Source organism: Aureispira sp. CCB-E (assembly GCF_031326345.1).
Classification (GTDB): Bacteria; Bacteroidota; Bacteroidia; order Chitinophagales; family Saprospiraceae; genus Aureispira.
Genome location: NZ_CP133671.1, coordinates 4905341 through 4928081 on the forward strand (window position 1 = coordinate 4905341; position 22741 = coordinate 4928081).

Annotated in this window: 12 protein-coding genes; 8 read left to right on the forward strand and 4 right to left on the reverse strand. The window is 36.4% G+C overall.

Going from position 1 to position 22741, the window contains the following annotated elements; translation table 11 throughout:
• Positions 1-68 precede the first annotated feature (68 nt).
• The 5 genes from QP953_RS18940 (at position 69) to QP953_RS18960 (ending at position 12523) form a co-directional block, all read left to right on the forward strand.
• Positions 69-4430: a CHAT domain-containing protein gene (locus QP953_RS18940; protein WP_052599365.1), complete on the forward strand. Its 4362-nt coding sequence runs from the start codon at positions 69-71 to the stop codon at positions 4428-4430.
• Between the two features lie 324 nt (positions 4431-4754).
• Positions 4755-6788, forward strand: coding sequence for a hypothetical protein (locus QP953_RS18945; RefSeq protein ID WP_052599364.1), 2034 nt, complete (start codon positions 4755-4757; stop codon positions 6786-6788).
• A 188-nt stretch (positions 6789-6976) separates the two neighbouring features.
• Positions 6977-7576 carry an RDD family protein gene (locus QP953_RS18950; RefSeq protein WP_197043922.1) on the forward strand — a complete coding sequence of 200 codons (600 nt, stop codon included), beginning with the start codon at positions 6977-6979 and terminating at the stop codon, positions 7574-7576.
• 4 nt (positions 7577-7580) lie between these two features.
• Complete coding sequence (locus QP953_RS18955) at positions 7581-11324, forward strand: caspase family protein (protein ID WP_309552398.1); 3744 nt, start codon at positions 7581-7583, stop codon at positions 11322-11324.
• 35 nt (positions 11325-11359) lie between these two features.
• Positions 11360-12523 (forward strand): acyltransferase family protein, encoded by a 1164-nt coding sequence (locus tag QP953_RS18960; RefSeq protein ID WP_309552399.1) that lies wholly within the window; start codon positions 11360-11362, stop codon positions 12521-12523.
• Positions 12524-12529: 6 nt separating this feature from the next.
• On the opposite strand, the gene QP953_RS18965 is transcribed toward QP953_RS18960, so the two are convergent.
• Both QP953_RS18965 and QP953_RS18970 read right to left on the reverse strand, forming a co-directional pair.
• Positions 12530-13219 carry a hypothetical protein gene (locus tag QP953_RS18965; RefSeq protein ID WP_309552401.1) on the reverse strand — a complete coding sequence of 230 codons (690 nt, stop codon included), beginning with the start codon at positions 13217-13219 and terminating at the stop codon, positions 12530-12532.
• Between the two features lie 113 nt (positions 13220-13332).
• Positions 13333-14013 carry a hypothetical protein gene (locus tag QP953_RS18970; RefSeq protein ID WP_156039876.1) on the reverse strand — a complete coding sequence of 227 codons (681 nt, stop codon included), beginning with the start codon at positions 14011-14013 and terminating at the stop codon, positions 13333-13335.
• Between the two features lie 410 nt (positions 14014-14423).
• Between QP953_RS18970 and QP953_RS18975 the strand changes: the two genes are divergently transcribed.
• From QP953_RS18975 to QP953_RS18985, 3 genes are all read left to right on the forward strand, one after another.
• Positions 14424-16127 (forward strand): AAA family ATPase, encoded by a 1704-nt coding sequence (locus tag QP953_RS18975; protein ID WP_052599358.1) that lies wholly within the window; start codon positions 14424-14426, stop codon positions 16125-16127.
• Between the two features lie 308 nt (positions 16128-16435).
• Positions 16436-17467 carry an RNA ligase family protein gene (locus QP953_RS18980; RefSeq protein ID WP_309552403.1) on the forward strand — a complete coding sequence of 344 codons (1032 nt, stop codon included), beginning with the start codon at positions 16436-16438 and terminating at the stop codon, positions 17465-17467.
• A 318-nt stretch (positions 17468-17785) separates the two neighbouring features.
• Positions 17786-18262, forward strand: a complete 477-nt coding sequence (locus tag QP953_RS18985; protein WP_309552404.1) for a lipocalin family protein — start codon at positions 17786-17788, stop codon at positions 18260-18262.
• Here QP953_RS18985 and QP953_RS18990 read toward each other — a convergent pair.
• Complete coding sequence (locus QP953_RS18990; RefSeq protein WP_052599355.1) at positions 18256-19851, reverse strand: hypothetical protein; 1596 nt, start codon at positions 19849-19851, stop codon at positions 18256-18258. The genes QP953_RS18985 and QP953_RS18990 overlap by 7 nt on opposite strands.
• A gap of 319 nt (positions 19852-20170) precedes the next feature.
• Positions 20171-22486, reverse strand: a complete 2316-nt coding sequence (locus QP953_RS18995; protein ID WP_309552406.1) for a T9SS type A sorting domain-containing protein — start codon at positions 22484-22486, stop codon at positions 20171-20173.
• Positions 22487-22741 lie beyond the last annotated feature (255 nt).

The following is a 22741-nucleotide window of genomic DNA, read 5'->3' on the forward strand; positions in this document are numbered from 1 at the left end:
AAGGACATTTTAAGCAAAAAGTTCTAAATTTATACTCTAACCTCTAAAATGATTATAATTCTCCACTCATGCATAGCAAACTTTTACTCTCTCTATTCTTTTGTTTGGTTGTTCAGTATTCGCATAGTCAAGTAAGCCCGCAAGCCTTAACCAAAGCACAACAAGAATTATCCGAAGCTCAGACCCTATATAGCAAGGAACACATCGAATATGGCAAAGCAGCTTTAAATCTGGCGCTATTATATTATCAAGATGAAAACAACCAAGACGAAGCTCGAATTTGGGCAGCTATTGGTCTTCGAATTATCCGAAAAGAAAAAGGCTCAAAAAGTAATCTATACTTAGAATCCTTGGCACAACTTTCAGAACATCAAGCCCGATTAATTGATGCTGATTTGACACTTGAAGAACTTGAAAAAGCCAATAAAAAGCTATCCGTTTCTTATGTCAAAGCACTTTTGCAACGCGCTAAAATTTACCTCTTAGATCAAGAATCTGGCGATGCCTACGAGTATGCTTACCAAGCCTATAAAATTTTACCCAAATTACCTAAAGAGAAGCGTACTCCAATCTATCAAAACATGTCTGAATATTTACCTACAGACATTATTGCTTTTATTGAACAACAACTTCAGGTTCAAGAAGCCTTCTCTCCTCCTATTGATAGTATTGAGTTAGCCGATAAAATAACTGCTTTTGCAGATATTATCATACATAGCGACATCCGATATTTCGAGTATATGTATATTGATACGGCTTACACTTGGCTGGCAGATGCCTTAGACATCTACGAAGCAAAACTCGGCAAAAAACACCCCAAATACAAAAAGGCTTTTGCTACGTTTAACCCTAAAATGAAAAAGTTCTATCTTTTGGAAAAAGATATCATGGATAGAATCAAACGACACGAAACTGCTAGTGATACTTTTATTACAGACCTTCGTCCTTTTCTACAGCTCGCAGACGATGCTACCTTTATTTATTATGATTCTGATCGAATTTTCAAATTGGTCTTAAAAGACTTAGAAACACACCATGGAGGTAAAAAAGGGCAATATTATATTATTGTCAAAGCCATTCAAGACACTTGGGATTTGACCAATGAAGAAAAGAAAATTGCCATTCAAGAGAGTATTGTAAAACAGATTGAAGTCGAATTTGGTAAAAGTGAGCAATATGTAGGTGCTTTGATTCAATTAGCGAACCTAGAAGCCTTGGATGGAAGTGATAAAAATGCTCTAAAGCTCTACCAAAAAGCCTTTAATTTGCTCGACGAACTTGCAATAGAACTTCCTATTGATCGTAGCCCAACTCTTTTTGAGCAGTACATAAAAAAGGTTGTGCACCCTTGGAAAATATATGTTATCCAAGAACGCAATTTGCGAGTTATGAAATCGGTCTATGGTCAAAATAGCAAGGAGTATATTGGAGCTATGTTTCAAGCAGCTTGGTACTATCTCAAAGAATATGACTTTGGTAGAGATGGAGAAAATCTTTTGTTTAAAGGCATTCGAAAACTAGACACCTCAAATTATTACGTGGCGACGCCTTGGCTTGACTCTTTGTTCAAAAGTGACCCTGCAGGAATTAGTTACACACTTATCGCCTATCTTCCTAAAACATATCCGATAGAACCCCTAAAAGAATTATTAAGAGCGCCACTAGATAGTATCGCCAAAGAGTTTACAAACTATAGTGTTGAATATAACAATGCATTAGAATTGATTGCTGATGGGTATTTTTATAGTAAAAGCGATCCTGGGCATCCTAGAGAAGCTTTTTTGGCATACAAACGAATTTTGGATACTTACAGCAACTTAGAAGGCAAAAGTTATGAATATGAAGTCCTTGTTAGGAGAATCATCGGCAACTTGGAGCAATATGACCCATGGACTCCCGAAGAAAGTGCCTTCTTTTTTGAAGAGGAATTAAAAATTTTAAAGCAAGATCAAGGTATTGGCTTTGATTATCTCAAATACTTAAAAAAATATGCCGATTGGCATTACAAAAATGAGCGTTTAGTTTCAGCGGAAAGTTATTATCGTTCGCTCATCAATTATTACGAAGAACGACCTAAGCAAAAAAAGACCATTCTTACGATCATTGAAGCTTCTTATAATTTGGCTAGAATTTATCGAAAAACAGGTCGTCTTAACAAAGCTGCTCTGTTATACTATCAAACTGTCAATCAAGCTATCAAAGAAAGAGAATTTGTTTTTATTGCTAAATGCTTGGACGATTTAGGATTGATTGCTTATCAAAAAGGGAAGCCCGAAATCGCTATGAAATCATTTGATAATGCCATGAGTGCTTTGGCTACGGCAGAAATTTATAATCCGAGCCTTAGTCGCTATGAAAATTTTGACATGGCACTACTTTACATTAAAATTCAACGACATATTGGGCGAATACATTTAAACAACGGTTATATAGAGTTAGCAGAAAGTTACTACAATGATATTAAAGCTTTTGAAAATGATAAAAGAACACCCGTTTCTTTCCAAAAAGATATTTCGCTCCAGTCTGACCTAGCCTATTTAGCAGAATTAAAAGGAGATACAGCTCAGGCTATTTATTATTATAAAACTGCTATACAAAAAATTAGAGATAGAGACGAGTTGGCCAATTTGAACCTTGCCTTTGCTCAGTTCTATGAGAACCTTGAACAAGATTCTATGGCTGCTATCTATTATAAAGATGCTTTGCAGATTGATTTGAAACGATTGGAAGCCAACTACAACAATTTAGCAGAAAAAGAACGCCTGTTATTTTTAAATCCTATCTCTAAGCGTCTGAATTCGTTTTTTAATTTTGCGCTACCTAGAAAAGACAGCACCTTAACTTTAGCTGCCTTTAATGCACACTTGACTGTCAAGGGGCTGGCCTTAGAAACATCCACCAATTTACAAAGTATTTGTAATGAAACAGAAAATACAGTTCTCAAGAAAAAATGCCACGAAATGCAAGCACTTCGAAAAGTGTTGGCCAGATCTACATCGCTGCCCTTAGACAAACAAAACGATATTAGTGCGCAAATTGTTGACCTAGAAAAAGAGATTGGGGTGACCTCTAAAGATTTGAGAGATTACTTTGGTAAGAATAATAAACAACTTAATTTTTATCAACTAAAACAAATCTTAAAAGCTGTAGAAACTCCAGATAGTTCAGCCCTTGCTATTGATTTTTTAATTGTAGATCAAGTAGACGAAAGTGGTTATGAAACTGCCGTTTACTATGCTGCTGTTATTGGTTCTAACTACGAAGCTCCTATCTTTGTTCGCTTGGCAACAGAAGAAGAATTGGGAGATGTCTTGGCACCAGATATTGCCCCCAATACCATCAATTATATTACAGATGAGTTGGAAAGTCGTTATTTGTACCAATTGGTTTGGGAGCCGTTGTTGCCTTATGTACTAGATGCCAAACGGTTGCATATTTGTCCTGGAGGAATTCTCAGTAAAATTGCCTTTGGTACTTTGCGAACAAGCGATTATGACCAACGCCGTATTATGGATGATTGGTCCATTCACTACTACAGTTCACTCCGTGATTTGCTAAACCCGCAAGTAGGCAAACTAAGCCCAGGAGTCACCAATGTGGGGCTCGTTGGAGGGGTAAAGTTTACCTTCACAGAAGAAGAAATCCAAAACTTGGCGCAACGCAACGATATTCCTGAATTAAACTTAGAAAAAGCATTTGAAGAAAGAGAATTAAGCGAAGAGGATTTGGCTTACTCTAGAGGGGCTAGAGGTGAAGATTTTAATTACCTCCCTGGTACGTTAGAAGAAGTTAATGCGATATCCAATGTTTTTCCAGAAGGATGGGTCGTTAATTTATTAACCGATACCTTAGCCACAGAAGAAAATTTAGAAATTTTAGCAGATAACTCGCCTACCATTCTTCACATTGCCACACATGGTTACTTCTTTCCTACCCCTACCTCCGATGAAGACGATGACAGTTGGCTTAACCCCAAAAAATTAGCCACATTAGAAGATAAAATTGCTAATCTGTCCAATCCCTTATTACGTTCAGGGCTAGCATTAGCAGGTATCAATCGTGTGTGGAAAGGAGGAGCAGAGATAGAAGGGCTGGACGATGGTATATTGACAGCTCTAGAGGTTGCCAATATGGACTTGTTTAATACAGATTTGGTTGTTCTATCTGCCTGTGAAACAGGACGTGGAGATATTGATAACAATGAAGGTATCATGGGCTTGCGTCGTGCTTTCAAAACTGCTGGTGCCAAGCAATTATTAATTAGTTTGTGGAAAGTTCCAGATGCTCAAACATCCGAATTAATGCAGTTGTTTTACCAAGGGTATATCAACGGCAAATCTGCACACCAAGCTTTTGAAGAAGCACAACACACGATGCGAAAACGCTATAGAAACCCTTACTATTGGGCGGCTTTTTTATTGATTGAATAAACAACACTAATAATGAATAGCGTTCTGTTATTTCTTTTGTAATAATCATCAATAAGTAAGTGGGTATAAAAAATTATAGGCAAAAAATAGCCTTATTTTTAGTGCTAATCGAAGAGGAAAAGGTTTTAACGAGCTAAAGCAAATTTTTCCGATGAAGAGTAGTGCAAAAAGAAGGTTGTTTAGCTGCGCTGCTACTTCGTGGTTTATAGAATTTTTTCTGAACGATTACTTATCTATCCAAATAATAACCTATTGACCTGTTTATTACAGCGTATTTAACGGAACTGCAATACAAAAGAACCTTTTAACAAAAAACTTAAAACTATGGTAAACAAGGCATACTTGAAACTCCTTTTCTCTCTATTAATCATTGGAACGCTTGGCAAATCTGTTCGAGCCCAAGCAATTCACGATGCATTCAAACTGCACGAATTTGTAGATTATGACACTTATGGTCTATATGATTTAGAAGATGTAGAGACTTTTTACGAAATTTTAGCTCGAAACTTTAGTACGGTTCAATCAGGACTAACGTACGATGAGATTGTCGATGCGTATCGTGACAATCCTTTTATTGCCCCCATGCTAACAGATCTTTTGGGAGGCGATGTTGTCTTTAGTGGAAAAACGGGACAACGTGCTATTGGAGACCTAGCTAGCGCAAGCACAGGCTTAGGCTTGCCAGGCTCTACATTCTTAATGGGCTTAACAGATTTTTTGGTCAAACGCACCAAGCAAGAATTGTCCATTGCATTCTTTAGAGATTTTCAAAAAATCGTACAGCGTTCGGAAGAAATGCAGTTTTTGTTTCCTACGACAACCAAAGTACTTCTTAAAATTGATGAAAACATCTATCAGTTCAAAGCTTTTTGGGAAGTCCTAAGAGAAAGCTTTCTTGCAGACTTGGAAGATTTGGTCTATAATCTCGAAGATTATGTTCAACAATCTTCTAGAATTAAAAACACTGTTGTTCGACATATGATGAGTGACTTTTTTAAAGTTATTGAGTTATTTTATGATAAAACAACTCCTTCTGATATTATTAATTACTTAGCTGATGATGCTTACTTGCATACGATAACGCCCGAAGTCGATAGCTCCAAATTTGTTCCTGTCTTACAAAGCAGTTTGCAAGTTTTGGGCTTGCTTTCTAAATCTCTTGAAAACAAAGACGACAATGGGTATTGGGTAGAACCCGAAAAGGTTACTAAAATGTTGCAAAACCCAATTATCACCACACTTTATCTAGGGCTAATTTATCAACAAGGTAAAGATATTCAAATGGGTGAAAAAACATTTGCGGAATATCTAGCACCTTTGAGCGTTCGTGAAAATGCGCCGCGTGTTCGTAGATTGCTCAATACTTTCAAAGCTTTTTTGGACAAAACCAAAGCCTTAGAGCGTTTGGCTAAAGATATGCGTCGCAAAGCTAATGATCGCCGAAGAGATAGAAATGCTGCACCGATGACAGATGCAGACAAAGAACTTGAGTATGATGAATATTATGATTTCACTCAAAATATTTGTGATTTGTTGTTGTATACGTATGAGTTTAAAAAAGAGATTTTGGGCGCAACCAGTAAAGAAGATAGTATTGTTTATCGTTATATGACCATAGTTGGTGACATCAATGGAATGGCTTTGGAAGTTCGTAAAAAACATTATACCTCTGCTTTAATTAATACCTTATTTATCATAGAAAAATTATTGCCCGAAGGTCAGTTTGCTTGCGAACGTCAAGTCATGCTAAAATATGGAACATTCATTGCTACGGCTGTAAAGGCTAAAACAGCAGAAGAAGTTTCGGATGTTATTTCTGCTTTTGCATTGCCTCCAGGTGGTTCAGCCATTAAAAAGTATTCTAAATTTAGTATTGCCCTTAATGCCTATGTCGGACTATCTGCTGGTCAAGAAATTTTAGATAATGTAGGCGCAAATCCATACTATGCAGTAGCCACTCCAATTGGGGTAACATTCAACTGGGGGTTCAAAAACTATGGTTCTATCAGTCTTTTAGCTTCTGTCTTAGATATTGGTGCTTTAACGGCATTCCGATTTGAGGATGATAATGTCAGTGAATTGCCTGATTTAAAATTTGAAAATGTATTGGCCCCTGGTGGCTATTTGGTCTATGGTGTTCCCAAGTACCCCATTTCTATTGGCGTGGGCGCTCAATTGGGACCTAATTTAAGAACCGTTACCAATGGCAATCTACAAACTCAGACAAGTGGTTGGCGTTGGGGCGCTTTTATTGCTGTAGATATTCCTATTGTGAGCATTTACACCACCAATAAAAACTACAAGCAGTGTTGTCGAAAATGTGAAAAACAAGCTAAAAACAAACCTGTTCGTTTTTAGGCTCTTTACCTATTTTTTGCCCCTTTTTAGGCATTTGATAGAAGGTAGCTTTTTTACTTTTCTAAAGTATTAAAATACAATTAACTTATTTTTTGTAGAATTCTATTAATTTTGAGTCGTATATCATTTGTTTTTAACAAAGGTATACGACTTATTTTTTTAGACTAATGAAAAACAAAATAGTATTGATGAATCAAACATCTTCCAATACCCCTGTAGTTTATGCTACTTTTCTACAACGTATGTATGCTTTTATCGTTGATTGCTTAGTATTTATCCCCTTAAACATATTAAATAACTTAAATACCATCTCATTTAAAGTACTCAGCTTAAGTATTCTAATTACTGTTATTTGGTGGATTTACAAACCTGTCATGGAATGGAAATACGGCGCAACTTTAGGCAAAATGGCTCTTAAAATCCGTGTTGTAGATGAAAATTTTGAAGCACTTTCTTTTAACCAAGCAGCCTTGCGATTTCTGCCTTATTTTGCGGTAAGTTTGAGTTTACTTTTTTCTACATTTGCGCTGTTTAATATCGATGGTTTTTATGCTGCACATACATTAGAAGAGTTTCAAAATTTAGAACAAACCTCTAATATAGGTAGAGATGCAACTATACAGATGACTACCTTTTTCTTTATCTTCTCTTGTTCTGCTATCTTATTAGACGAAAAAAAACAGGCCATACACGATCGTTTTAGTCGTACTTATTGTGTACTGGCTCAATCTCTTCCGTTTTCAAAAAATTCAAACGACCAAGATGCTGATACTTTAGATTATAACTAAATAAATGAAACACTCCATTATATTCCTTGTTCTTTTTGTTATTTCCTTCTTGCTAAACCCATCTCCCACGCATGCCCAAAAAGTAGAGTTACGCTTTCAAAAAGGACATCACGAACCAATTGTTACCATTGCCATAAGTTCTGATGGTAAGACATTAGCTACTGGGGGAACTGATATGTCCATTCGCTTTAGGGATTTAGACTCAGGTATTGAGTCCAATACTTTTCGTGCTAAACAATGGAATTTGTTAGGAGAAAACGCCCGAATTTCAAAACTAGAGTTTTCCAAAGACAATCAATATCTGCTCTGTTTTGTTCGTTCAGAAGTGGTAGATCAGCTTTTACTTTTGCGGGTTTCGGATCATAAAATTTTATTAGAGTCATTTCAAGATGGCGATGATCGACACTTGGCTGGAGGCTTTTTTTCTCCTGATGGAAAATCGGTTGTTTTCTGTGAAGGGGTTAATGGGCAACAATTGATTTATTATAACCTTCAAAGTCTTCAAGCTCAATCTACCCCCTACTATAACTTAAACAAATCCTTCTCAAAAGCCCATCGCCAAGAACATTGGACATCGTTTAAGTATGGCGTTTATCATACCCCTAACCAGCAAACTACCTTAAGCATGGGGTTGGACTGGGGAGAAGGTCTAGATGAAAACACCGAAGCGGGAGAGGTTGTTTTTTTATTGGATGCTCGTACTGGTCTGCCTCAAAAACGCATTCCATTGCCCGCTATAAAAGGTGGACGGGTTTATGCTGCCATTCCAGATAAAAATAATACATTTTTTTATACCATTCCTGAAAATGGATTAGATTGGAACAAAGTTTATTGGCGAAAATACAGCTTAGAAACAGGAGAGTTAGTCGATAGTATGGGTACATTACTAAAGGAACAAGAAAATGTGGTCATGAACCATTGTATGACTCCTCATGGGCAGTTTGTTTATAGTTATTATGATTCTATTTATGTGTGTACTCCTGGAGAAATTCTGATTCAACAGACGTGGTCTGCCAAAGATGTTCGAGGCAATACCTCTCCAGAACGGATACAACATTTGGGCGACATTACCGCTATCACAAGTAGTGCTGATGGGAATAGTGTCTTTGTTGCATTTGCAGGCAATAACTCGGCAAGAGGTGGAAGCCACTTTACCCAATTTCAAGGTGACTTTGAGCCAGACATTATTACCATACGCCAAATAGATTTATCAACAGGATTCGTATTGAGAGAATATGCTTCTCTTGGAAAAACGATCAATGCGCTTTCTTTTGATCCCAAAGGCAAAAGTTTGTGGATGGTCGAAAATGAGTCCTCTTATATACCCAACAAACATTCTCTTCTCAATGTATGGAAATTTAGAGAAGTGGGCAATTTACCCACCACAACGCTGGCATCGGATGAGGTCAAACAGTTGATTTTTTCACCAAATCGACAAAGCTGTTTTATCAATTATTATTGGTTTCATGGAGCAGGTATTGTTCAAACTAATGATTATAGTTATCAAGACATCGTGACACTTCGTCAAAAAAGCAAAGCGCAACCATTATTTAGTTTAGGGCTTTCAGAAAAAACATTTGATTATGTAGATAAATCTGTTGTCATTAATCAAAATCATACCGCAGCGATTGATGAGGATTTTAACTTGTACCAAATTAGTCAGCAAAATATCAACAACAATCATTATATAGGACAATTAAAAATGCCTAATCCAAAAGAGGAACACAAGCCCAATGTTCACTTTATGAATGCGGGCAAGGAGGTTGCCTTGTTAGAAGTTGGTAAAATCAAAAATTATGAAAAAGTAACTGCCAACAATGCTTTGCATTTTTATGATGTTAATACAGGTAAGAAAACAGGGAAATTAGATCTAGGCGCTATGTTTTGGGATTTTGGGGAGCGCAACGCAACTGCTACTAATGCCCAAGCAACACTCTTTGCCATTGCCGCAAAAGAAGAATACAAAAGTCGAACGGAGACCGTTGCTAGTATTTACATTGTTGATGCTGTCAAACATACGATAAAAACCAAAATTCCGCTGGTTGTGGACAATTGTTTTCATTGGCAAATGGATTCTGAAACATCTCAAAAAATCTGTGCTCCTGTTCATGTTTCTGCCTTGGCTTTTAGCCCTAATTCAAAGTATTTGGTTGGCGGTTGGGGCAATCATCAGGTTCGAATCTGGGAAGTTTCATCAGGAAAACTCTTGCATCGCTTGGAAGGACATTCTAGCTTGATTACTGCCATTAGTTTCCATCCGAACAAAGCCATAATGGCTACTGCTGGTCAAGATGCGCAAATTATTTTTTGGGATACTAAATCTTGGTCTATTTTGGCAAAAATGATTTTGGTTGACCAAAACGATTATATTTTATATACCGAAGATGGCTATTATATGGCAACTCAAAAGGCATTGGATTGGGTAGCCTTCAAAAAAGAACAACAACTCTTTAACTTTGAGCAATTTGACTTAAAATTCAATCGCCCTGATATTTTAATGGATTCTCTAGGACTAGCGAGTTCTATTTTAAATCGTATGCTGCAAAAAGCCTACAACAAACGTTTGGAAAAAATGGGCTATACTCCTGATATGCTGGATGATCAATTTCATGTTCCGTCCTTGTCCATAATGGATCCGCTGCCTTTTGAAGTCAAAAAAAGCTATCTTGAATTTGATGTAGCTCTAGAAGACACACAAGAAACGTTGAATCGTTTGAATGTCTATGTCAACGATGTTCCTGTTTATGGCTTATTGGGCAAAGATTTATCCAACGGAAATCCAAATCAACAAACAGCAAAAATCCAACTTCAACTTTCGCAAGGCTTAAATGAAATCACCTTATCTGTAACCAATAAAAAAGGAGCAGAAAGTTTAAAAAGAAAAAAAGTAGTCGCTTATAACCAACCCACTAAACAAGCCGTAGAGTTGTATGTCTTTGCCGTAGGAGTTTCTAACTATGCCGATAGTAGTAGAAACTTAACCTTTGCCAGCAAAGATGCACAAGACATTGCAACCACATTTTCCAATCAAACAACATTTTACCAACAAATTCATACCCATTATATCAGCAATGAAAAAGCCACTTTAAAATATGTCCTTCAACAATTAGAACTCCTCCAAAACACAACTGTGGACGATGAAATCATCTTATATTTTTCTTGTCATGGCTTGTTGGACGATCAACTCAATTATTATCTGGCTATGCACGATACCAATTTCGAGCAACCTCAATATGGCGGGCTTGCCTATCAAACCTTAGAAAGTATATTGGCTCAAATTCCTGCTCGCAAACGCTTACTATTTATCGATGCTTGCCATTCTGGTGAGATAGACAAGTCAGAAGTTGAACAGTTAGCACAAACAACATTGCCTCACGAAGCAGTTCAAGCTTATCCCAAAAGTGGCGATTATACCCTCCATCCTAAAATGGGGCTTAATAATTCATTTGCCTATATGCAAACCTTATTTTCTAATGTTACCAAAGGTACTGGAACAACGATTATCTCGGCAGCTGGCGGGATGGAATTTGCTTTGGAATCTAAGGAATGGAACAACAGTGCTTTTGCTTATTCTGTATTAGAAGGCTTGCAGTCTCAAAAAGCAGACTTAGATCAAGATGGCTTGGTAAAAATTTCAGAATTACAACAATATGTCACCTTTAACGTACATCAATTGACAGATGGTCAACAAGTGCCTACCACAAGGCATATTAATAGAAGCAATGATTTTTTTATCTTTAGGTATTAACTTAACTACTCTTCTCAACAATAATCTAGCACATTATGACAACTTCTACAAACACCACTTATCGAACGGATAGCATAGATTTATTACGTGGTTTTATTATGTTATTAATGGCATTGGATCATGCCAGTGCAATGGTTGGAAGAAGACATTTTAGCGAACTGTGGGGTGTGCCATTTAGAGGCTATCCCGATTTGGGATGGTGGCTAACACGTTTTTTGAGTCATTTATGTGCTCCTGGTTTCTTCTTTTTGATGGGCATGAGTATTTACCTATTTGCACAAAAACGGCTACAATCGGAATGGTCCAATCAAAAAATTTATACCTATTTTTTAAAACGAGGAGGAGTAATTTTACTGCTTATGTTCTTTTTAGAATTTCCTGCATGGGGAATTAGCATGGCCTTGCAGATCCAAGATCCTTCAATAAGCGCTCCTAGTGTACAAATGCCAGGTGCTCCTGGGAAGTATTTTTTTATTCCAACATCTGTTTTGTATGGTTTGGGGAGTTGTATGATAATTGCTGGCTTTTTATGGAAGTTAAAACCATGGCAATTATTAAGCATCACTGTGGGTAGTTTTGCATTGTCTTGGTGGTATATTAGCAACTCCAATCCAAATGTTGCCTTTAGTTTTTTTGAGCATTTTTTGTTGGTGCCTGGAATGTCTCCTGGTGCTTTGGTGATTTATCCTATTATTCCTTGGTTAGGTATTACAACATTTGGTATGTTTTGGGCACAATTATTACAAAAGAAACCGCAACAAATCTATACAATTTCAGCTTTTACAGGTTTGTTTTTTATCTTAATTTTCGTGGCACTTCGCTTACTAGAATGGGGCAACTTTTCCATTGCCAACAACGATACTTGGATTGCATTTTTCACATTGGTCAAATACCCTCCTAGTCTTACTTTTGCTCTTATCACTTGCGGTATCAATTTGGTTTTGCTCTCTATTTTTGCCCGTCTTTCTGGAAAAGCTTGGCTCCATCCAGTCAAAGTATTTGGACAAACAGCTATGTTCTTTTATATCGCACACTTATACTTATATGCCTTTATTGGAGCTGCCTTTAGAATGGGCTGTGATATTAAAGTCATGTATTTGTGTTGGTTAAGCGGTTTGGTTATTTTGTATGTTATTTGCCAACGTTTCTTGGAGTTTAAAAAAGGTACTGCTAATGATTCTTTTTGGCGAATGATTTAAATACAACTACTTCAACTTCGCCTCCTTTTTTATACGCTGTATATTTTCTTGCAAGAACTCCCAATCCTTGTACGCTTCGGCTTTTTTGAGATATACTTTTAGCTCTTTGCTTTTTAAACTATGCAAAATATTGATGCAAGCAATTGTATAAAACTCATCCTCCTCGCTTGCCCAAGAAGTCAGCACAAGTTCTTCTAAATGGGGATATTTAGTTTCTTGCAATGCAAATAAACTCATGCGCTTGGTATACGTTCCTCCATCCTTATAAAAATCTAATAAAAGTGCTCTTATTACGTCTTTAGAAATCGTCTTCAAAAAAGGCAGCACTTTTACAAACTGACATTTCACATCTTCTTCTTTGGTCTTTAAAGCCCACTGACACATCTGCAAAAAATCAGATTCGGTGCACTCCAAATAAGAAATTGGTTCTTCAGCACTAATGGTTAGCCAATTAATAATATTTCCAACATCCCAACTTCGAGCAATCAAATACATTATCCCTTCCTGTTCTTCTATAGATAAGTTTTGGAGTGTGCCACTCTCAAATAATTGCTTTAAATCACTTTCGATATTCTCCCAAAATGGATAAGCAGGGTCATCCGTAAACCCTTTTTCATATTGTTCTTGTGTGTGATTTTTCTTTCTCCATTGCTCAAACTGCTCAACGTGTTGTGTAATATGATATGTTGCCTTCATTTTTTATACGTAGAAATTCTTTAGAATATACCTCAAACGTGATGATACAACTATTTTTGGTGTTATTAAAATAGTAAGTAATCATACTGCAAAACAGACTAAAATAAACTTGCTCATTCCAAAAAACCATTCAAATAGTTGAAAATATTATTCTCTAGTATGGCATCAATTTCTGTTTCTGTATATTCATATTTCTCCTTCCATTTTACCAAATATTCCTGATAAGCTGCTGTTTGTTTAAATCGTTGTAATTGCTCTTTTCTAAAAGCTAGGTAGCCTACTGAATCAAAAGCTTTCGATTGTATCAATTTTCCTTCCTTTATTTCTAACAAGAGGTATTTTTCAAAAATAGAAGCGTACCCATGATGCACATAATCCTTTATTTTACCATCGGGCAAGATCAGTATCTCTGTACACCAATCAATTTTAAATACCTCGTCTTTGGGGAATATTTGTTTCAGAACCGATTTTAAGGAAACATTGGGTGCCCACTCCTCTTTTCCCTCTTGGTGTTGATACACTTGAATTTGTATGTCTTTTAATACCAATACTTGATTCTGAATTTCGAAAGTAGCAATATAGCCTCGCCATAAAGCAGTAGATAAAACGTCTCCTTCAGGGCGCTTTTTAGGATGTTCTTTAAAATAAGCTTCCAAAGGATTGTTGTGCAAATAATACGTTTTGCCTTCGTAAATTAATTGATCTGGAATTTGGGCAGTTGCAAAACTCTCTTGGCAATACCAACTCAACAATAAACTTAAAATAATAATTCTCATACTTTGTTTTAATATCATATCGTCAAGCATTTTGCATTTTAAGATAGCCATTTTCCATAAGAAAAACAACCTTTAGCCTACCGTCTATCGGCTAATTATTCTTTTTTCAACTAAATAGGTATCTAATTTAATACTCCGTTGATTTTTTAGTTTTCCTACGAAAAACGTAAAAAAGTATCTTGCATTAGTTTGATTATCAGTCTTTTAGCGCAAAGGTTAATAAAAATACATCTTACTGATAATCAAACTAATACGATTTTTCAACGAACTATTGTAATTAGGAACCTCTTGAAATAGAATGCCCACTCTATTCTCCCCCTTGTAAAGATTTCCATGCTCCATAAGAACAAAGTTGTCATTCGCTTGCAATATAAGTGAACATCTTATACCTTTGTTTTTTACAATTTTTTGGGCTTAAAAACTAATTCATGAAACAATCCACTGCTCTACGTATTCTCAAAGCAGGAAAAAATGTATTTTTAACAGGTTCTGCTGGAGCAGGAAAAACCTATGTACTCAACCAGTACATACAATATCTGAAAGAACGTCGGGTTCCTGTTGCTGTTACAGCCTCTACGGGGATTGCTGCTACGCATATGAATGGAATGACCATCCATGCTTGGTCGGGTATTGGCGTGCGTACACATTTGAGCCAAAAGGATTTGGAATTCATGAAAACCAAGAAATACCTTCGGGATAAACTAGAAGCTGCCAAGGTATTGATCATTGACGAAATATCTATGTTGCACAAAACACAATTGGATATGGTCAATCAAGTTTTGAAATTTTTTAAGGGCAATGACTATGCTTTTGGTGGCATACAAGTAATTTTTTCAGGCGATTTTTTCCAACTTCCTCCAGTTGGCTTAGGAACAGAAAATAATCGAGAAAAATTTGCCTTTATGTCTAAAGCTTGGCTAGAAGCCAAACTTGCCATTTGCTATCTTACAGAGCAACATAGACAAGAAAGCGGTCAACTAAATCAGATTTTGAACGAAATCCGCAACAATACAATTTCTCAAAACTCTTTGCAGTTATTAAAAGAAGCCGCCCATACGACCTTTCCCAAAGGCTGGGAACCGCCCATGCTATATAGTCACAACCACGATGTCAATAGAACCAACAATCAATATCTTAGAGCCTTAGATGGAAAAATTACTACCTTCGAAGCAACAACAAAAGGCAATAAAAAATTATTAGACTTGCTCAAAAACTCTGTTCGAGCAGAAGAACAAGTTTACCTCAAAGAAGGCGCTAAAGTAATGTTTGTCAAAAATAACTATGAACATGGGTATATTAATGGAACATTGGGCAAAGTGATGGGATATTCACCAGAAGGATTTCCCCACATTATGCTCAGTGATGGAAAACAATTGATTGCCGAACCCAACGAATGGTCTATAGAGGACGATATGGGAAAGTCCCTTGCTTCTTACCAACAAATTCCTATTCGATTGGCATGGGCTATTACTGTTCACAAAAGCCAAGGTATGACCTTGGATTATGCAAAAGTTGATTTGAGCCGAACCTTTGAGAAAGGACAGGGCTACGTTGCCCTCTCTCGTCTGAAAAACCTAGCGGGACTTCAATTAACAGGCTTCAATGATATTGCACTACAAGTTGATCCTTTAGCCTTTAAAGCAGATAAGCGTTTCCAAGAGTTATCATCTGAAATAGAAGCTAAAATTGATGCAACAGCTCTAGAAAAAAGAGCCCTTGGTTTTTTAAGACATTGTGGAGGGTTGACCGATCCCGAAGACATTGAGCGTTATAAAAAGAAAAAAAAGGAGAAAAAACACAAGAAAAAAGCAACCCACCTGATTACCAAAGAACTGGTTGATCAAAACTGGAGCATTCAACAAATTGCCGCCGAACGTGGATTGACAGAAAGTACTATTACAGGTCATATCGCCAAACTCCATGACTTATTTCCTACTTTTGACTGGTCTCCCTATGCACCTCCTGCTGGTATTTTGCAGAAAGTACAAGCTGCTTACAACCAAATATTGGCAGCCAACAAGCCTGATGATGTCCGTCCAGATGGCTCGGTGAGTTCTAAAGCCCTGTATGAAGCCATGAACCAAGAGATTGGCTACACACAAATTAAATTGGCTTTGTTGTTTATTCAGTAATGTTCATGAACAAACCGTTTTGTGCTCCTCCCTATTAAGGTTTGTAGCTTGGTGATTAGCTGCGCTGCTACTGCGTGGTACTTCGTGAGCGTTGCGCTTTTAGTTAGCTGTGCTGCTACTGCGTGGTATTTATTTCATAACCTTCATTTCATATGAAGTTGCTACTCTTAGTTAGCGAGATATAAAAATTTGTTTTATATTAAATTAACAATCAATCCAATGCAATTTTTAAGCGGATTAATACTTATTTCATCGAACTTTTTTAAGTGTTCTAGCTGTTATTCAAGTACACTTATAAATAGAATACGATGGATTTTAAGGCCTACGAAAAAATGCCGACTAGCTTAAAAAAGTTACGTCTGAATGAGCAACAATACGCACTCTTACATAAAGTAGATTGGGTCGTGACAGAAAAAGTACATGGCGCTAACTTTTGTTTGACTTACAAAGATCGAACATTAGGGTTTGCAAAACGCAAAACAAAGTTAGCATGGACAGACGACTTTTTTGGTTTTCAAATAGTGGTTCAACGTTTAGAAGAAAAAATATTATCTTTATTTGAGTTATTAGCCTTAGAGTTTCCCGCCGAAAGTTATGCGATCTATGGAGAACTTTTTGGAGGTGCCTATCCACACCCTGAAGTTGAATCTATTGCTGATTTGCACGCCATTCAAACAGGTGTTTACTACAGTCCTACTATTCATTTTTGTGCTTTTGATATTGCCATTGAAACCCAAGAACACCGTTATTATTTGGATTACGAAAAAGCCATTGCCTATTTTGAGGAGGCAAACATTTTTTATGCTACAATATTGTATCAAGGACCTCTAAATACTTGTTTAGATTATGATATTGCCTTTGATTCCCACTTACCTACCTTGTTGGGCTTGCCCCCTCTACATTCTAATCTAGCAGAAGGAGTTGTTTTAAAACCTCTGCACAATATTGTTGACCCTTTGGATGCTTCTTATTTTCGCCCTACTTTGAAGCTCAAAAATGAAGCTTTCGCAGAAGATATAAAATTTCATCAAGCTCAAAAATGGTCATTTAGCACAACTCAAAAAACCAATAGCGAAGCGCTAAACTTTTTATTATTAGATTTGAGAAACTCCATTACTAAAAATAGACTGAATAATGTGCTTTCTAAAATTGGACATTTAGACTTTGACAATCAAGAACGATTAAAAGAAATTAAAACCAGTTATCTTGAAGATGTCTGGCAGGATTTTAATTTAGAACATGATGGAATCTTGGAGTTATTAGACATCCAAGAAAAAACATGGTTAGAAAATCGTTTGCTGGCAGAAATAAAAGTACTTATTTATGCTTTAGAAGCTTAATAATAGCATCTAATTATACGTGCTCAATCATTATTAGTTTATAAATATAGTGACACTGCTTAGGTGGTTTGCTGGCACTATTGTGGTCATATTTCAATACGCTCCATTAAACATCTCGCTGTTGCTAGTTGTTATACGATAGTAGCACTAGCTATTGATATTAATAATTGTAAGAAAAAGCCCAATAAGCATTGCACTATGAAATACCCAATCCTTGTCTTTTTGTCATTTTTTTATTTCCTGTTCTTCTGTGGTATTAGTCAAATATTGTGTACTCCATCTCCCTTTACTTCTGTATATTTTAACAAACATAACTCTATGAAAATCAACTTACAAGATTTAGAAGGTCGTTGGTATATCAATCAAAGTAATTTCCCAATGTGGCTAAAAGGAAACAAAGCCAACCCGACATTCAATTATACCCTCCAAGAAAAAAAGGGACAAAAAGGATTATTAGATATTGTACAATATCAACAAAATGGCAAGACAAAGTCCATTAAAGGTTATGATACAGTACTAGATGCCAATAATCGAAAATTCATGTGGCGCGGCAAAGGGCTGCTGGCTATGTTAACTAGTAAATGGGAAATTTTACACCTTGCACCAGATCAAAGTTGGGCAATTATATATTTTCAAAAAACATTATTCACTCCCAACGGTTATGATGTTATTTCTAGACAAAAAAAACTGTCTTTAGCACAGGAACAAGCTATTGATACTCAACTAAAACAGTTGAATATATCAACTAACTTAGTTACGATTCAACAATCGTTATTAAGCGAAAAACATCAATAATTAATCTGCAAATCTTGAGCAAATAATTGATTCAATTCATAAATACAAGCATCGCTCAATTTATTTAGTTTTTGATTCAATTCTTGTTGCTGCTGAACGACTTTGAGAAAATTATCCTTAGTCCCTTCTTCGTAAACATCATTCAATGTTTCCCAAAGCTTCTTAATTTCAGCTAGAACTTTTTGTCTACTAGGCTCCTCGACACTTTGCTCTAAAATTGCCAACAACTTTTTAAACCGAACTCGACTAGCTTCTAAACGCTTTATAGACAATGCAATATCCCAATTTAATGCTTTCATCATAAAATAAAGTGCGCTCCGTTGACTTTCTATTTTTAAGTGACTAAGCTGTTCTATTTGAAAAATCATGTCTTCTGACATGGGAGAATTTCCGTTGTTTTGGGGTAAGATCTTTTGGTAAGCAGGAACCGTTTCAGCATGACGTTTGATCATTACATTGGCTTGGTCACAGGCTGCCATCACCACCAAACCTTGTTCCAAAGTTTTGAATGTTTGCACCTCATTCATTGTCTCAAAATTGACCAATAGGTTCTTATAGTTTTTCCACATAGTCTGAACAACCTCTACAGCATCCTGAATTTCAAGTGTTGGTGCTGCCAGCAGCATACCTTCCAAGTTGTGTTCAAAATCATTGGTTTGATCTAAGATTTGTTGCTGATAAACGTACTTGATATCTTTGTGATTACTAGTAACATAAGTAGTGGACATTTGCTGTACTAATACGCATTGTTTTGCCCCTTGATGAATCATATGACTCAAAGAAAGATTGGCACTAAGCACACCATAACTATCCATTACTTTTTGGATATTCTCTTCAATAGCTGTTCCTTGTTCTAAGATTCGATGCAAAGCTTCTACATCATTTTCTTTAACCGAAAACTGCTTTATAATAGAAAGCCATTGGGTTCTAATTAACTGCAATGTTTCTTGAATAGAAGCCGAAGTAGTCGTTGCTTTTTCGAGAATGTATAAAATACGCACAAATGATTTTTGAAAAGTTGCTAATTCTGTAGCGCAATCTAATGTTTCATCGGTATGACCATTTGCCATATAATACGTTAAAATTTGCTGCATCAAAATCTTTTGATGTTGCACCTGATTGATGTATTGATTAATAGTAATCCAGTTATTGTCGTCTTGAATTGTATATTCATATTCTTGATAAGCAGAATGAAGCATTTTAGAGGCTTTTAGCAATTCCTTAGCTTTGTTCAACAACGCCGTAATCGAGGACTTTTTGATGGACCAATCAGCAATACTTTTGAACTCTTTCCAGACAACACGAACCGCTTGGATGTGTTCTTTTACCCGCTCGTTTGGTATAAATAAACTCAACTGATACAATTGTTCTTCATATTTGGCAACTGTCGCTGCTCTGTCTTTGTACAGCTTTGGGTTTCTAATATCGTAACATAAAGTCAAATAGATTTTGGCAATCTTCTGCGATAAAATTTGTTGTTCTACAGTAATTTCTAACGCTTCTTTGATGGACGGTCCTTTACTATTGGCATAAAGAAACGAGGGCAAAAGAAATATACAAATAGCAATGAAGTGTGTAAATTGTTGCATGACTAGATAGTTGTAGAAAGATAAATGAGGATTAGAACTGTTACAAAATTACGTCTTTTGTTTAGCCACATCAAGCCTTTTTTAATGGGTCTATATATGTAAATTATATGTAAAGAATATCACCTCTATATCCAAAGCAAAAACTATTGACAATCAACAACTCTCAAAGAACAAAAACAAGATTCATCTAATTATATTTAATAATTTTTTAAACTATAACACCAATCTCAAAAAAGAACACTCTATAGACAAAGCCCATAGAGTGTTTTTTCTTTCTTTTATTACGTTTATTTATCTAGTATAAGATTCTATGCTCCTACTAATGTTTGATAATTTTCTTAGCATAGGTTTGATCACCAACTCGCAACTTTATAAAATACATTCCTGCATTGTACTGTTTCAAATCTAATTCAAGTCGCTCCGCAATACTATTCCCTAAGCTTATTTGTTCTAGCAACTGCCCTGTTATTGTATATAGTTCTAATTGAACATCTTGAGATTCTTTTAAGGCAAAATCAATAGACACCATTCCCTCTGTTGGATTAGGATATACATTCAACTCGTTTAGGGAATTCACATTTGTTTGACCATTGATAACAAGAGGTAAACAAAAATAGTGGACAGCGCTATCTCCAAAATTTCCACTGGGAGCAGTCATTTTCACAAGTTCATTGCCAACAGCATCCGCAATCCAATAATCTCCTGAACGACCACAGAAACTACTGGTACCATCCAAGCCATCTCCATAATTATCATATATTGTATAACGATAACAACCATCTGCTAGGCAAAATTGCTCTTTGAAAGTATCCAAACTTGAAAAGTTGTTGCTATAAGGACCGCCGCTATACAAAACGATCCCACTTGCCGAATCGCTAATAGACCAACTTGTTTCGCTCCCAAAACAGTCAAAAGCCAATGAATATGCTACCGATTGACCTCCCAAAGTTATAAAGAAAGGCACACTACGAGCATCGTTAACCACATTAGAATCCAATGCACCATTAGGTGTTATCGTTTTGGCATTAAATATATGTGCTCCAGCACTTGCCGTTACCGTTGGCAAAACAACCGTTGCCATGCTATTAGGAAGCAGAGTTCCTGTCCAAGAATAAGTAGGATAAGCTACGCCGTCTACATCATAGATAATGTCTACAGTGGTAATCGTATCGCTGCCATAGTTTCGAATGGAAATTTCAGGAATAAAAGAATCAACATTACAATAGTTCTCTTCTATACCACTAATTTGAGCCACACCAGCATCCAAAGCAATACCTGGACCATTAGGATTGTACCCTGAGTGTGTCAATACATTGGTATTTCCTGGATCTAACCAATCCTTCAAACGCTCAGAAGCACTAGCACCATTCCAAGAAACATCCAAACGACCATAATTATCCTCTAATCCATTGTCATTCGTTCCGTTACAAGCAGCACCTCCACCATACAACTGCCCAATAATCAATTGATTTTGATTAAACAAAGGAGACCCTGAAGAACCTGGCTCTGTCACTCCCTGTTCCCAGTCTGCTACTTCCCATACGGCAGCACCACTCCAATTCAGTGCAGTAACAGGGTCTTCTTCTCGACAAATTTTCTTTACATCACCACGAGGATGGTGAATTCCTGTTACTTCTGTAGCAGGCGTTGTACTTCTGTCCCAACCTGCATAGTAGATATTTCCTGTTGGGGCGCTATTTAATTCCATTAATGCAAAATCAGAACCACTATTGTTTGCTCGTAAAACGGCACCATTCACCTCATTGTATGGTCCTCCAGGGTCTTGACTATTGCCATTTTGAGCACAAACAGGTACAGGACTATCCCAATTAAAGCGAAAAACCCATGCTCCTAAACCTGAGGTACCACAGTGATTAGCCGTCAAAAAATAAGGTGTTCCATCATTAGAAGTATTGTTAATTAAAGCACCTGTACAGTTGCCACTTCCTCCTACAATAATAATGGCAACTGAATTGATCTGATCTTGCCATCCCAAACCCAATGGACAAGCAACATCTATATTACATGCCCCTCCGTCATTAAGACCTTTAATTGCCTTTTCCATCGGATAACCTTTAAGCGAACGATATCCATGCACAACCATACTTATATTCAAAGCACCAGTTCCTTGGACAGCTTTCGGTTCGTAGTATTCTACTACAATATTATCACCTTTAACCAACGTAGTTCCTAGCATTCTATCGGCATTGTTGTTTTGGCTAGTATAAGCGCCTTGTACCTCTTTTGTTTTCGGATTATATAAATAAACCGTTGCTCCTGCCGGTAATTGATAATCATCAAATACCAAGTTCATTGTTAAAGCTCCTCTTGACTCAAACTCGATTTGCCAAATTCGATCCCCGTTTTCCAAGGTAGTCCATGTTCCACTATTATTAAGACCATAATTGACCGTATGCTCATATCCAAATTGCCAAGGCTTCATACCTGTAGCATCATTTAATGCATCTACTTTTTTTTGTTTTTCTAAATCAAATTTTGGCATTAAATAGTAATCAATTGCTGGTCTAGATTTTTTTAAACTCCAACTATGAGGTTGTCCCTCATTGGTCATTTGTGCCTTAGTTTGAATCGCTAATAAACAACCTATCAGAATAAAAATAAAAGTTCTGCTCATAATACACTTTGTTGGTAAAAATTTCGAAAATAAAGTGGGGACAAAACAAAAATAAGATTTTATTAACAAAAGAATGTCTTTTATTTGCCAAAACACAAAACAGGAAGTTGATAAAAAAAGGACTCTAGCCAACAACAAAACACCATTTGCTCCTATCTTTCAGGCGCTTATTTTACTTTTAATTACTATAATTTTAGTACTGCACTGTTACGATGTAGTCGTAGATTATTCCATGAGCAGTTTCTTTATGCCCTC